The following is a 14,488-nucleotide window of genomic DNA, read 5'->3' as shown; positions in this document are numbered from 1 at the left end:
ACCAAACCTGAGCTACCAGCCACCCGTGCGATCATCCAGATACACCGCAGCCAGATACCGTCCGAAACACCCCACCGAGATTGAGGTACCGGCCACCCATGCGACCGTCCAGTCACACCACGACGAGATAGCCCAAGGAACCATCCACCGGACCGAACTACCCGCCACCCATGCAACCCACCAGTCGCACCGCAGCCAGATACCACCCAAAACACCCCACCGAACCCGAGACACCGATCACCCGTGCGACCGTCCAGTCACACTCCGACCAGATACCCGAAAGAAACCGACCCGTCGCCAAGCTACCCGCCCGCTGTGTGAGCCAATCCTCACACAGCGACCCCCGACCAAACCAAATCAGCAAACCGGAACCACCCAACCCGCCAGAATGTGAGCGAATCCTCACACAACGACCCTTGGCCCCCTGCTGCGAGCCGGTTTTAGCGATTGGGGGTGCCAGTGTGTGAACCAATCCTCACACAACCGCCTGTCCGACAGCCCAAATCGCTATATCCAATCACCGCACCTCTGAACGTGTGAGCCAATCCTCACACGATGACCTCTCCGACAACCCCAACCACCGAACCCGACCACCCAAACCCGCCAAAGTGCGAGCCAATCCTCACATACCGGCCTCTCAACCCCTACTGCAAGCCGGAATTAATGATCGGGGGTGCCAGAATGTGAGCGAATCCTCACACGATGGCCGCCTCACCGGCCAGACCACCCGATCGGAACCACCCAACCCGCCAAAGTGTGAGCCAATCCTCACACAACGACCACCAACCAAACCAAATCAGCAAACTGGAACCACCCACTCCGCCAGAATGCGAGCGAATCCTCACACGATGACCTCTCCGACAACCCCAACCACCGAACCCGACCACCCAAACCCGCCAAAGTGCGAGCCAATCCTCACATACCGGCCTCTCAACCCCTACTGCAAGCCGGAATTAATGATCGGGGGTGCCAGAATGTGAGCGAATCCTCACACGATGGCCGCCTCACCGGCCAGACCACCCGATCGGAACCACCCACTCTGCCAAAGTGCGAGCCAATCCTCACACAACGACCCGGCACAACCAATGGCGGGCGCATCGGCCGGGTCACGTATGTGTGGGCATGCGCTATCCGACAGACTCCCGTCATCGGCCGCGATATCAGACGCGATCCGGCACATCGCGCATGCCAAGACATACGCAACGTGCGGAATCCCATACCGATTGACTTCCAGTCCAGAACATCTGACAGGTTACGCATGCCAAGGCATACACGACTGGTCAGAGTCCAACAACCAGCAAGCCACCAAGCCAGCAAGCCACCAAGCACATACCCGGCAAATCACGCATGTCACGGCATACACAACTTGCAAGAAGAGTCCGCCAAGTAACCCCAGCTACGCACCATCCGCCTCGCCGAGTACGCCCCGACACACGCAACCTGACAGAACCACAACCGCACCGCCATCTGACATCAGCATTCGACACGCCACGCATGCAACGACATACACAACAGGCACAATCCCGCGCCCAATCGTTTCCAATCCAGGACATCTGACAGGTTACGCATGCCCAGACATACACAACCAGACGAAAGACACACAAGAACGACAGAACCCCCGACACCTGCCGATTTGCGCATGCCCAGACATACACGACCAGCCAAACCCCAACAACAGGCAAGCTACCCAGCGCGCATCCTGCAAATCACGCATACCAAGACACACCCAACACCGCACTGACGGCATACACGGGCTGTCAGGCGCCGACTTCCGACACGCCTACGGCCGCAACGCCTGCGAGGATTATCAGCAACAACCGCAGACCGACATGCCTTACTGCCGACGGATCATCTCGGCGTATTCGTCCAGAGCATCCAGAACGCGACGCTCCTCCCAGACCCGTCCACGTTTGCCGCCAGACACTTCCACCAGCACCCCGGCGCGCCCAAGCTGGTCCACCGCACGCGTTGCCGAAGCTGCCGACACACCCAAGACCCGCGCGACATACGGCACATTGACCACCGGCTGCTCCACCACCAGCGGCAACAGTCTCCAGCCAAGCGCGTTGCGCCGCAACGGCAGACCATGCAGCCGGTCGGCATCATCATCGAGAATGGCGCTCAAGGTGTCGATGAGTTCCGTTCCCGTGTGCGCAGCGTATCGCGCGGCAGACGAGAAACACTCGAGAATCGGCCGCGCGTCACCCTCCCGGTACGCAGTGAGCGCATCGAAATACCGCTCAGTATCGTGCAAAATGCCGGCGGACACCGGCGGTGTCATGGTCGGTGTCAATCCCTTGCCACGCAGCATGGCGTGAATCAGCGCCCTACCTACACGCCCGTTGCCATCGATGAACGGATGAATGGTTTCAAATTGCGCATGCGCGATGGCACATTGCGCGAGAATAGGCAGGTCGTCACGGTCGATGAAGGCGACCAGATCGGCCATACAATCCGGCACCTGGTCAGGCTGCGGGGCCACATGCGAGGCGCCGCGCGGACCGGCGGAACTGACACCAACCCATACCAGCTGGTCGCGGTACCGGCCCGCGCGATCCTTCCACTCGTCGCTGCCACCCAACAACGCGGAATGCATCGCAAGAATATTCGCTTCACTCAGATTCCGGGCGAATTCAAGCGCGGTTTCCATGGCTCGCACATTGCCCACCACCAGCGCGGCGTTGCCTCCTTGGGATCCGTCAAGCGATTCTCGCGCAAGGCGCCGCGCACCTACGGTGAGGTTTTCTATACGCGACGATGACGTGGACTCGGTCCGCAACAGCACCGCCGACAGCGGACCCAAAGTACGCCCGCCAGCGCTGAACCGTTCGGCGGCGCGGCTGTCGAATGCCACGAGTTGCTGCGTTGCCTCGTCGAGGTCTGCGGCAAGATCGGAGGGAATCGTCAGGCCGATTGCCGCGATGCGCGCCGGACGGGTGGAATAGTAGTTCCCCGACGCTTTGCGACGCGCGGTGCGCGAATAGTATCCGTCATCCGATGGGGTCCAGTAGTGCCCTTCGAGCTCCACCGGGGGCACGCGGCACGGTTCCGGAGTGGCGGGTTGCGCGGCGTCCATCGGCGGCATGGTCTGCGCGATGTTCGCCGTCGGCATGGCATCCGCAGATGCCCCGGCGCCATCCGAATCACCAAAAGACAAGATGCTCTGAGCTTTGGTGTTTTGGGCCTTGATGCCCGGCTTTTTCGCGGCGCATGTCGTCGCGCGGTGCGATTCGTCGCCGGCGGGGCGGCTTGTATTGGTGGCAGTCATCGCATTCCTCTCGCCTGTGTTCACGCTACCTGTATTCGCGCTACCTGTATTCGCGCTACCTGTATTCGCGCTATCGGGAGCGCCATTTCAGCGACATCCGAGCCGCGCTTATTATCACTTAGCCTGTAACTGATAATAACATCGTCCCTTATTATCACTTAGCTGCTAAGTGATAATAAGGGACGATGGAAACGCCGCTAAACGTGAGGCACCAGGCGAAACGTCAAACGCAAGACGCAAGACGAAACGCAAGACGCCAAGTACCAAACGCGAAGCATCCAACGCAAGGCTTCAAACGCAAGGCGCGAGACTCCGGGCGAAGCACGAGACACCAGCCCCGCGCCGCGACCCGCGCCTCACGCGACGAGCGAGGCGAACTGGCTGTTGTACAGGTCGGCGTAGAAGCCGCCCTTGTCGAGCAGTTCCTGATGCGTGCCGCGTTCGATGATGTCGCCGTGGTTCATGACGAGGATCATGTCCGCGTTGCGAATCGTGCTCAGGCGATGCGCAATCACGAAGCTCGTACGGCCGACAGTCAGCTGGTCCATGGCCTTCTGGATGAGCTCCTCGGTGCGCGTATCCACCGACGATGTCGCCTCGTCGAGAATCAGGATCGGCGCGTCCTGCACCATCGCGCGGGCGATGGTGAGCAGCTGCTTCTGCCCGGCGGACAGCGCGGCCTTGTCGTCAAGCACGGTGTCATAGCCTTCCGGCAGCGATTCGATGAAGCGGTCAAGTCCTACTGCCTTCGCGGCGGCCCGCACCTGCTCATCGGTCACGCCCTGCTTGTCGTACACGATGTTGTCGCGCACGGTGCCTTGGAACACCCAGGTGTCTTGCAACACCATGGAGAACTGGCGATGCACCTCGGAGCGCGGGATGGACGCAGTCGGCACGCCATCGATGCGGATTTCGCCGCCGTCCAGCTCGTAGAAGCGCATAAGCAGGTTGACCATCGTGGTCTTGCCAGCGCCCGTCGGCCCGACGATTGCGACTTTCTGCCCGGCTTTCACAGACGCGCTGAAATCATGAATGACCGGCTTGCCAGGCTTGTAGCCAAAGCGCACATGTTCGAAGTCCACGTCGCCGCGGGCACGGTCACCCAACGCGTCGCTCATATGCGCATGGCCTTGTGCCGCCTCGATTTGGGCACGGTGTTCGGCGAAGCTGCCGGTCGCGTCAACACCCATCTCCGGCTCCTCAAGGAAACCGAACACGCGCTCGGACGCTGCGGCGCAACGTTGGAGATTCTGGAACGCCTGCGCGAACTGGGAAAGCGGCTGTGTGAACAGGCGGATGTACATCATGAACGCCACAATCACACCGAATTCGATACGCCCGTCCATCGCGAGGGCGGCACCCACCACGCACACGGCCACGTAGCCGAGATTGCCGACGAAGTTCATGAGCGGCATCATGAGGCCCGACAGGAACTGCGACTTCCAGCCGGATTCGTACAGGCTGTCGTTGTAGCGTTCGAACTGCCGGATCGAATCCGCCTCACCCGAATACGCCTTGACGATCACATGGCCGGCATACATTTCCTCCACATGCCCGTTGGTCTGGCCGAGCGCAAGCTGCTGCTGTGCGAAGAACCGCTGCGAGACCTTCATGATCACCATCATGACGATCAGACCGATGATGCTGACACCCACCGCGGTGAGCGTCATGGTCACGTTGTTGGCGAACATCATGATGAGCGCGCCAAAGAACAGCGTGACCGACGTGACGAGCGCGCCAAGGCTCTGCCCCAGCGTCTGCCCGATCGCGTCCACATCGTTGGTGATGCGGCTGAGTACGTCGCCGTAGCTTGTGTTGTCGAAGTATCGCAGCGGCAGACGGTTGATTTTCTTGGAAATGTCGTCACGCAGGCTTTGCGCGGTCCGCTGGCTGATGGTCGCCATGATCCAGCTTTGCACGTAGTTCAACAGCGCATACCCGACATACAGCGCGACCAGCGTAAAGGCGATGCGGTTGACCGCCGCGAAATCGATGCTGCCGACGACGGGCTTGCCGTGCACGATGGCCGGCATGCCTTTGACGATTTCGTTGGTGATGTCCTTGATTTTGTCCGGTCCGATGATCTGGCAGACCGTGCCGACCGCGCCCAGAATGAGCGCGATGATCATCGCGGGCAGATACCGCTTGCAGTACGCAGCGAGTTTGCCCATGATGGCGTTGAAATCCTGCGGTTTCTCAACCGCACCTCGGGCTCCCGGCCCGTGACCCATTGGTCCTGGCATGTGTGTCCTTTCAGAAAAGCAAAGAAAGATAGCAAAAAAGATAACGGTTCGGCGATTCGCGCGGACCGCGCCCGTGTCGGCCACGTTTCGCGCGGCCTCGTCTCACGCGGGCGATGTCTTGCGTCTCGCTCGGTTGCGCCTGGCGTCTTGCGTCAGGAGGCGAGTTCGGATTCGCTCAGCTGGCTTTCGGCGATTTGACGATAAACCTCGCAGTTGTGCAGCAGCTCCTTGTGCGTGCCTTGTCCGACGACGCGCCCCTGGTCGAGCACGACAATCCGGTCGGCGTCCATAATCGTGCCGATACGCTGGGCGACGATGAGTTTCGTCGCATCCCCGGCCTCGCGGGCGAGCGCCTCGCGCACATCGTGGTCGGTACGGAAATCAAGCGCGGAGAAGGAATCATCGAATACAAGAATCTCAGGGTGACGCCACACCGCGCGGGCGATCGACAAGCGCTGCTTCTGCCCGCCGGACACGTTGGAGCCACTTTGCGCGATTGGCGCCTCGTACGTGCCCTCCATGCGGGTGACGAATTCATCGGCCTTCGCGACGGCGGACGCCTTGCGTACATCCTCCATCTGCGCGTCGGTCAGGCGGCCTATCGCGTCATCGCCGGCGGCATCGGCCCGACGCAGTTCGCGCTCATGCTCGCGCCCCTGCGGGGTGGATGTGTCGATGAGCTCGACATCGCCGATCCGCTCGCCTTCGACGGCCTTGCCGCCCTGGCTCTTATCGCCGAACGCGATATTGGACGCGACCGTGCCTTTGAACATCACGGATTGCTGCGGCACGTAGCCGATTTTGTCGCGCAGAGCCTGCAGATTGTAGTCGCGCACGTCCACGCCGTCGATCAGCACCTGGCCGTCGGTCGCATCATAGAAACGCGGCACCAGGTTGACGAGCGTGGTCTTGCCGGAGCCTGTGGAGCCGATGAACGCGACCGTCTGGCCGGGTTGTGCGGTGAAGCTCACGTGTTCGAGCATCGGTTCGCGCGAATCCGGGTAGGCGAAACTCACGTCACGGAATTCGACAGTGCCGCGAACCGGTGTGCCGTCGGCGTTTGTCGCGCCTTCCATGCGGTCGCCGTCGGTGACGCGCGGCTTGGTGTCAAGCACTTCGAGGATACGCTTGGCGGACACGTCCGCGCGCGGCCACAGCACGAACACCATGCTCATCATCAGGAAGCTCATGATGACCTGGACCGCGTAGCTGGAGAACACCACCATGTTGGAGAACAGGGTGAGTTTGTCCATCAGGCCGGCGTCGCTGATCAGGTAGGCGCCAATCCAATACACGGCGAGCATCAGGCCGTTCATCACCGTGTTCATAAGCGGCATCATGATGGACATCGCGCGGTTGGTGAACAGCTGGGTTTCGGTCAGATCGCGGTTCGCCTTGTCGAACTTGCCCTGCTGGTAGTCCTCGGCGTTGTAGGCGCGCACCACACGCAGGCCGGTCAGGTTCTCGCGGGCGACGCGGTTGATGTTGTCGGTCAGGGCCTGCATGCTGCGGAATTTCGGCATGACCAGCGACATAATCACCGCGACCGCCGACAACACGATGACGACGGCGACACCTGTGGCGAGCGTCCAATCCGCCCCCTTGCCGGCGATCTTGCATACCGCCCATACCGCCATAATCGGCGACTTGACCAGCATGACCAGGCCCATGGTGATGAACATCTGGATCTGGGTGACGTCGTTCGTGGAGCGCGTGATCAGGCTCGCCGTGGAGAACTTGTTCAGCTCCTCAAGACCGAAGGATTCCACACGGCGGAATTCCAACGAGCGTAGACGTTGGGTGAAGGATGCGGAGACGCGGGCCGTGATGAAGCCGACCGCGATTGTGCACAGGACCGCGCCCAGCGACACGGCGAGCATCTTGCCGCCGGCCACCCAGACGTCGTGCATCTCGCTGCCCGGGGTTTCCACGAGCTTGGTGATGTCGGCCATGTAATCCGGGAGTTTGAGCTCGAGGAACACGCCGGCCACGATGAACAGCAGGCCGATGAAGAGTTGGAACCACTCGAATTTCGAGAGGTATTTGCAGATTCGTATCACAATGTGTCCTTTCGGGGACGTTGGTTGGAAACGGGTGATGGGGTTGCGGCCGGTACGCCGGTTGGCGGTGTAGCCGGAAAGCGGGAGGCAGCGATGCGGTAGGAGAGCCGGGCTGGACTGAGCTGAGCGGATCTGGTCAGCTGGGGCGGGGCGGGCGTGGACAAGCGGGTCGAGCGCCCTGGCGTCTTGGTGTTCTGGCGCCCCGGCGTCTTGGCGTCCCGGTGCTTATGCGGAGGTGCAGGCGGTGCCCATGGGGTCGTCGTCTGCAGCGGTATCGCCTGGCTTGCCGCCCGGATGCGGCCCGGCAGCAGCGGCGCGGGCGGCTTGGGCAACGACGTTCACGCGGTCCGCCGCAGGGTCGTAGGGAATGCCCGCACGCTCGAAGGCTTTTGCGATGGTGGCCTCGTCGGGGACGGGATCGTCCGGCCCGCACAGGCTCATGTAGGTGATGAACCGTGTCAGCAGGTCAAGGAACTGCTCGGTACGCCGTTCGCCCATCTGCCCGAACACCCAGCGCATGCGGTCCTCCATGGCTTGTTTGTGCAGTTTGACGAGCCGTTTGCCTTCCGGTGTGATGCGTACGATGACGTGCCTGCGGTTTTCCGGGTCGATGGTGCGCGTGGCCCAGCCTTTTTTCTCCAGCGCGGACAGAATCGCGGAAATGCGGCCCGGACTGTTGCCGGTCGCGTCGGCGAGCTGGCTGGGTGTGCGCTCCCCTTTGACGGCGAGTTCGCGCATAACCGCCGGTTCACCACGATGGACACGGTTCATATTTTCCATCATGGCCGACCTGCCGTCGGTCATGATCTTGTGCATTCGCTCGAATGCGTCATCTTCGAATGCCATCCGGTCTCCTTTCTAGCGTTGGCGCGGGTGTCTGGCATTGACGCGGACACAGTTGCGCGGGCAAGAGCGTCTCGACATCAATCTGCATCGTTTATACTCTTCATCTTTTACGGTGTCAAATATTGACAATGGCAACTATGCCATGAGAGAAGCTGAGTGCGCCATTCGGCCGGGACTCAAGCGGGCGAGCGCAGGCAGGACAGTGCACAGACGAGGACGGATCAACCCCAAGCGGCAGTAGGTGAGGATTCACTCACACAATGACACCCGAACCACCAAAACCAATCCACAGCAGGAGCACAAGGACCATCGTGCGAGGATTCACTCACACAGTGACGGCACCAGTAACCCCGGGGGGCGATTCGACCGGGAAGACCGTCAACATGTGAGGATTGGCTCACACAACGACCTGCCGGACAGCCCAGAGGCAGGGAGTTGTCCACGCTAGAGGCCATCGTGCGAGGATCCGCTCACACAATGACGGTGCCGGCGGCCCCATGAGCACGATGCACTCGCGTCGGAGGACAGAATGCGAGGATTGGCTCACACAATGACACCCGAACCACCAAAACCAATCCACGGCAGGTGTCCAAGGGTCAATGTGCGAGGATCCACTCACACAATGACGGCGCCGGTGACCCCGGAGGCGCGATTCGGCTTGGAAAGCCGCCATCGTGCGAGGATTCACTCACACAATGGCCAGTCAAGCAGCCCAGAGGCAAGGAGCTGGCCGCACCGGAGGCCATCGTGCGAGGATCCGCTCACACAAGGACACCCCAAACCACCAAAACCAGCCCACAGCAGGAGTACAAGGACCATCGTGTGAGGATTGACTCACAAAGTGCCGATCAAGCAGCCCAGAAACAGGGAGTTGACCGGGAAGACCGTCAACGTGTGAGGATCTGCTCACACAGTGACCGGGAAGTCGGTCCGGAGGAAGAAATCTGACCGGGAAGGTGGTCGTTGTGCGAGGAATTCCTCACACAACGGCGCCGACAATCATGAAATCAACCAACCGCACCAGCTGGCGCCGCAACACCAGCCGACGAACCGGCCACACCAGCTACCCCAGCCGTTCCAGCCACGCCATCCGAATCAGCCGAGTCAGCCGCTCCAGCCACGCCCTCCGCGTCAGCCACCCCATCCGCTCCAACCACGCCCTCCGCGTCAGCCACCCCATCCGACGAACCAGCCGCATCATCCCCCGCCTGCTGCCCATTGACGATTTCGTCAAGCGCGAGATACAGACTGTCGAACAATTCCAAGCTCTGCCGGGCAATCTGACGCCCAGGCTCGGTCAGCGCATACGTGCCGGCGGCGTCATCCTTGACAATCAACCGATCTTCGGCGAGCGCACCCAGCGTCGCGGACAGCATACGGTCGCTGATGCCGTCAACCCGCTCACGAATCTGCCCGAAGCGCAACGACCCGTCCAGCAGGGCGGCGAGCACGAGGATGCTCCAGCGGCGCGTGACGTCATTCAGCAGTTTGCGCGACGGGCACGCCGCTGCAAAAACGTTGAAATGATGCGGATTCTTAGGGTTCTCGGAAGAAGTCATGTCATCCATTGTACCGACGACACGCCGGATGCGCTAACAAAAAGTTAGTGGTAGCATCGTCTCAGCGCTAACAAATTGTTAGCTGTTCCGCAGCATCACACACGGACGCGACGGACACAAGCAACAACAAGCGACAACAAGCAAATACAGCGAACGCGGCCAACACGGTGAACGCAAGACCACCGCGGACACACCGCAACCACAAACACAGCGGGCGGCACACCCGCCGACACGAAAGGAACCACCATGGCAACCATCACGATCTTCGGCACCGGCAACATGGGCACCGCAATCAAGAGCGTCTTCGAGGACGCCGGCGCAACCGTCCAGTCGCTCGATTCGCACTCTGAGAACCCGACCATCGAGGGCGACATCGTCGTGCTCGCCGTCCCGTACCCGGCTCTCGCGTCCATCGCCGAGCAGTACGGCGACCAGCTGGAAGGCAAGACCGTCGTCGATATCACCAACCCGCTGGACTTCTCCACCTTCGATTCGCTCGTCGTGCCGGCCGACAGCTCCGCAGCCGCCGAATTGCAGGCCAAGCTCCCCAAGTCGCACGTGCTCAAGGCGTTCAACACCGTTTTCGCTGCGAACATCGCCTCCAAGAAGACCGGCGATGCCCAGTCCACCGTGCTGGTCGCCGGCGATGACGATGCCGCCAAAGCCGCGTTCATCGATCTGGTGAAGGCGGGCGGCCTCGACGCCATCGACGCGGGCGCCCTGAAGCGTGCGCGCGAGCTCGAAGCCTTCGGATTCCTGCAGCTGGTGCTCGCCGTGCAGAAGAAGATCAGCTTCACCGCCGGTTTCGCGGTGTACCGCTGACGATACGCGCGGTTTCCCACGGCCGGATGGCGAGGGAACCACAATCCACATAACCGACAGGCCGTCTGTATCCCGATATATTGCGGGACGCAGACGGCCGTCAGTTGTTGACGGGCGAGCTTCGACGACCGCGAACGGCCGCCGACATCGGTTCGGGGTCATTAGTCAACTTGCGTGTCTGACAATGGGGCGCGCGCGAGCCTTGACCATCGTTCCGGCCTGCGCGCGCGTTCTGTATGCCGCGGCATACGGAATCGAACAGATATCGACGGAATACGGTAGCGCCGGGCCGCGCTCTGCGGGTTGCGCATGCCCGGACATACACAACCCAGCATTCAGGTCTCCGGACAGTGCGGGACACCTCACACCCGGCAGAAAACGCATGCCACGGCATACACAACCCGACAAAACGGTTCCCAGACAGGGCAGAGCAACCTGTATCTGATGCGTGACGTATGCCGTGACATGCGCGGCCGGCATATTCGAACCGCCAGCACGCCTTGCGCCGCGACGGATCCACGCGGGCCCCGGACACACATTCCATCCGGACTCGAAAGTGGCGGTATGGGATTCAATACCTTGGCACGCCCGACGGCGTCAACCCCTCACGCCCGATTCCGAACACACAGGTTGACGCCGACACAGGTTCCGCCATTCACGCCATTCACGCCGCGACGTTCACGGCATCGCGCCCATCCGCAGATTTGCGATCACGCATGACCAGCAGAATCGCTACCAACGCGACCGCATACAACACGGCGAGCACCGGAATCAGCCCCGCATACCGGTGCGACTGGTCGGCGGCATGCGTCACCACGAAGGACGCCAGCTGATTGCCGGACAATCCGGCGAACGCCCACGCGCTCAACGCGAGCCCGTGCACCGTCGAAACCGAAGACATGCCGAAATGCTGCTCCAACAGCACCGGCAGCGTGGAGAAACCGCCGCCGTACCCCGCGTTGACCAGGAACAGCATCACGAGAATCATCCACAACGTGCCGTTGTCAATCGAATGGAACACCACTTGCAGCAGGCAGACGACGATTGACATCACGAAAATCACCACGTAGCTGGTTTCGCGGCGACGGCAGTGGTCGGACAGCGTGGAGAAGCCCAGTCGGCCGACTGCGTTGAACACCGCGTCAACCGCCAGCACCGTGCTGATTACGCCGGCGGTCGCAGTCGCGAACGCAGCGGTATCAAGCCCGGCGAAGCGCGGCATCACCACGAGCGCATCATGCAAAATGTCCTTTTCCTGCGAAATCAGCGCGAGGCCGCACGTGATATTGAGATAGAAGGCAAGCCAAATCGCCCAGAACACGGGCCGGCGCATCACCGTGCGACGCCTAACGCGCGCGGCGGCCGAGTACACGTAGCCTGCGGGACGGCGAATCAGCAGGAATCCAGCGAACATCATGATCGCGTACACCACGGCAAGCACGTAGAACATGTTCACGAGGCCGACAGAGGCGATGAGCCAAGTCATCACCGGGCTGGCGATCGCCTTGGCGAGGCCGAAGCCCGCAACCGCGATGCCCGTAGCCAGGCCTTTGTTGTCGGAGAACCACAGCATGAGATTCTTGACCGGCGTGAGATATCCGACGCCCAGACCGACGCCCATAATCGCGCCATAGCAGATGAACACGCCGGGGAGCCAGCCGGCGGCGATACTTGCGCCCGTGCCGGCGAATCCGGCGACGAAGCAGACCAGACTGATCAGCGCAGAACGGCGGATGTCCTTCTCCACGACCGGTCCCAAGAACGCGGCGGACATGCCGAGGAAGAAGATCGCAAGCGAGAAGCCCCATTCGATGGTGCTTGGCGCGACGCGCATCTGGTCGGCGATGAGCTGTTTGAACACGCTCCAGCAGTAGACCGTGCCGATGGAGATGTGGATGAGCAGCGCGGGGACGACCGCGCGCATCCAACGATTGTCAAGGCGGCTCGGGGTACGGGCCGCGGGATTCGGCGCGACGGGTGCGACGCCGGCCGGACGGGTGGATGATGGTGAAATCGGCTGGGTGATGGTTGCCATAACTTCCTCTCCGCAGCGAGTGCGGAGATGTTCGGTTAACACCTTCGCATCCCTGCCCGCACGACTGTATCAGGCTTTTTCTGCGGTCGCAGGAATGTGAGTGGCGTCACATGCGAACAATCGAAATGTTCGTTTCCGTAATGATTTTCGGGCTGATTGTGCGGTGCTGCGCGGTTTCGACGAGCGATGATGTTCGGTTGCGATTGAGGGCTGCGTTTCCGGCAAACCGGCGGCCGACAGGCAGAACATCCCGATTTATACGGGCTTATACACCGCTATACATCGCTATACACCGCTATACACTGCGATACACTGCGATACTTTTCTATACTCGTGGCAAACATGACAGAAACACACCCATCAGTAACGTCGCAGCATTCCCTCAGATTACGCACGACCATGACTAGCAAACCAGCATCACATTCCAGCAGCCATCGTCTGCCGGCGGGTGGCAACGGAGGCGTTGAGGCGGGCGAGGTCGTCCGGGGTGAGTTCGAGCCGCGTGGCGGCGAAGGAATCGTGGATTTCCTGCGGATTGCGGGCGCTGGGGATGGTGAACAGGCGCGGGTATTGTGCCAGCTCCCAGGCGAGCGTCACCCGCTGGTGGGAGACACCGAGTTTCGCGGCGACCTCGCGGAACGGGTCGTACGCATGCTGATCGACCGGGTCGAGGAAGCCGCCGAGCGGGCTCCAGCACACGAATGCCAATCCAAGCTGTTCGCAGTATTCCAACGTATGCTCCGGGTCGGGGTGTGACGGCGAGAACTGATTTTGTACGGCGATCAGCCTGTCGCCGAGTATGCCCCGCGCGATATCGATCTGCTCGCGGTTCACGCGCGAGATTCCGGCATATCTGATGACGCCCGCATCCAGCAAATCGCGCAGCGCTCCGACCTGTTCGACGTATGGGACCGCCGGGTCCGGGCCGTGCGAATACAACAAATCAAGCGCCTCTACGCCGAGATGCGCCGCCGATTCCTTCGCATCACGAATCATGGTTTCCGGCCGCGAATCCGCCATCCAGCCGTAGCGACTGCCGACAGCCTGCAAATGCTGGCGGGCCGGCTCTTCGGCGTTCTTCGCGTCGAGTGTTTCACGGGAAACATCAGCCGCAGAGGCCGCAGAATCCCCAGAAGCCCCGGACGCCCCAGAAGTCTCGGCATTCCCGCCGGCTGCAACCGCCTCGCAAGTGCGCCGATACCCGGTTTTCGTGGCGACCAGAACGCGCTCGCGCGGACCATCCCACGAGGCGAGCGCGTCACGCACCAACCGCTCGCCATAGCCAAGATCCTCGGGCTCACCGGTTCCCGGACGGCTGGGCAGGTAATATGACCACGCCGTGTCCAAATATCGAACACCTTCGTCAAGCGCCGCATGGATCGTCTCAATGGCGGTCTCACGATCCGGACGCCCCTCGATCGCGAGTGCCATCGTCCCCATGCCGATGCGCGGAATCTCAAATCCCGCAAGCCGCCCGTCGCGTACGCTGTGCAGGTCACGGCCGCCGTTCGCGTCACACTCACCCTTCGCGTCATGCACGCCGTTCACCGCACTCAAATCGCTGGTATCGCCCAGAACGCTCCGATTATCCAGGTTGCCCATTCGTCTCGCCTCGCCGTTCTTCCGTTGTTTCCGCGCCGCCTCCAAGCGACGCC

The 14,488-nt window shown here is 61.5% G+C and carries 8 protein-coding genes and 1 pseudogene; 1 reads left to right on the top strand and 8 read right to left on the bottom strand.

The window, feature by feature from the left end:
* Positions 1–1,834 precede the first annotated feature (1,834 nt).
* The 6 genes and pseudogenes from ACI38B_RS00360 to ACI38B_RS00335 all read right to left on the bottom strand — a co-directional run bounded on the left by ACI38B_RS00360 (position 1,835) and on the right by ACI38B_RS00335 (position 9,976).
* Positions 1,835–3,268 carry a Fic family protein gene (locus ACI38B_RS00360; protein ID WP_439729053.1) on the bottom strand — a complete coding sequence of 478 codons (1,434 nt, stop codon included), beginning with the start codon at positions 3,266–3,268 and terminating at the stop codon, positions 1,835–1,837.
* 9 nt (positions 3,269–3,277) lie between these two features.
* Positions 3,278–3,331: pseudogene (locus tag ACI38B_RS00355) on the bottom strand (hypothetical protein); the annotation flags it as partial.
* Positions 3,332–3,624: 293 nt separating this feature from the next.
* Positions 3,625–5,499 carry an ABC transporter ATP-binding protein gene (locus ACI38B_RS00350; protein WP_439729056.1) on the bottom strand — a complete coding sequence of 625 codons (1,875 nt, stop codon included), beginning with the start codon at positions 5,497–5,499 and terminating at the stop codon, positions 3,625–3,627.
* Positions 5,500–5,663: 164 nt separating this feature from the next.
* Positions 5,664–7,571: an ABC transporter ATP-binding protein gene (locus ACI38B_RS00345; RefSeq protein WP_439729052.1), complete on the bottom strand. Its 1,908-nt coding sequence runs from the start codon at positions 7,569–7,571 to the stop codon at positions 5,664–5,666.
* A 225-nt stretch (positions 7,572–7,796) separates the two neighbouring features.
* Positions 7,797–8,417 carry a MarR family winged helix-turn-helix transcriptional regulator gene (locus ACI38B_RS00340; RefSeq protein ID WP_439729051.1) on the bottom strand — a complete coding sequence of 207 codons (621 nt, stop codon included), beginning with the start codon at positions 8,415–8,417 and terminating at the stop codon, positions 7,797–7,799.
* A 1,007-nt stretch (positions 8,418–9,424) separates the two neighbouring features.
* Positions 9,425–9,976 carry a winged helix-turn-helix transcriptional regulator gene (locus tag ACI38B_RS00335; protein ID WP_439729050.1) on the bottom strand — a complete coding sequence of 184 codons (552 nt, stop codon included), beginning with the start codon at positions 9,974–9,976 and terminating at the stop codon, positions 9,425–9,427.
* Between the two features lie 246 nt (positions 9,977–10,222).
* On the opposite strand from ACI38B_RS00335, the gene ACI38B_RS00330 reads away from it, so the two are divergent.
* Positions 10,223–10,798 (top strand): NADPH-dependent F420 reductase, encoded by a 576-nt coding sequence (locus ACI38B_RS00330; RefSeq protein WP_029576114.1) that lies wholly within the window; start codon positions 10,223–10,225, stop codon positions 10,796–10,798.
* A 664-nt stretch (positions 10,799–11,462) separates the two neighbouring features.
* Here ACI38B_RS00330 and ACI38B_RS00325 read toward each other — a convergent pair.
* Together ACI38B_RS00325 and ACI38B_RS00320 are read right to left on the bottom strand one after the other, a co-directional pair.
* Positions 11,463–12,722 carry an OFA family MFS transporter gene (locus tag ACI38B_RS00325; RefSeq protein WP_439729055.1) on the bottom strand — a complete coding sequence of 420 codons (1,260 nt, stop codon included), beginning with the start codon at positions 12,720–12,722 and terminating at the stop codon, positions 11,463–11,465.
* Positions 12,723–13,250: 528 nt separating this feature from the next.
* Complete coding sequence (locus ACI38B_RS00320) at positions 13,251–14,273, bottom strand: aldo/keto reductase (RefSeq protein ID WP_439729054.1); 1,023 nt, start codon at positions 14,271–14,273, stop codon at positions 13,251–13,253.
* Positions 14,274–14,488: the final 215 nt, after the last annotated feature.

Origin of the sequence: Bifidobacterium sp. (genome assembly GCF_051876855.1) — a bacterium.
Lineage (GTDB): Bacteria > Actinomycetota > Actinomycetes > Actinomycetales > Bifidobacteriaceae > Bifidobacterium.
This window is presented reverse-complemented; position numbering and strand designations above follow the sequence as displayed.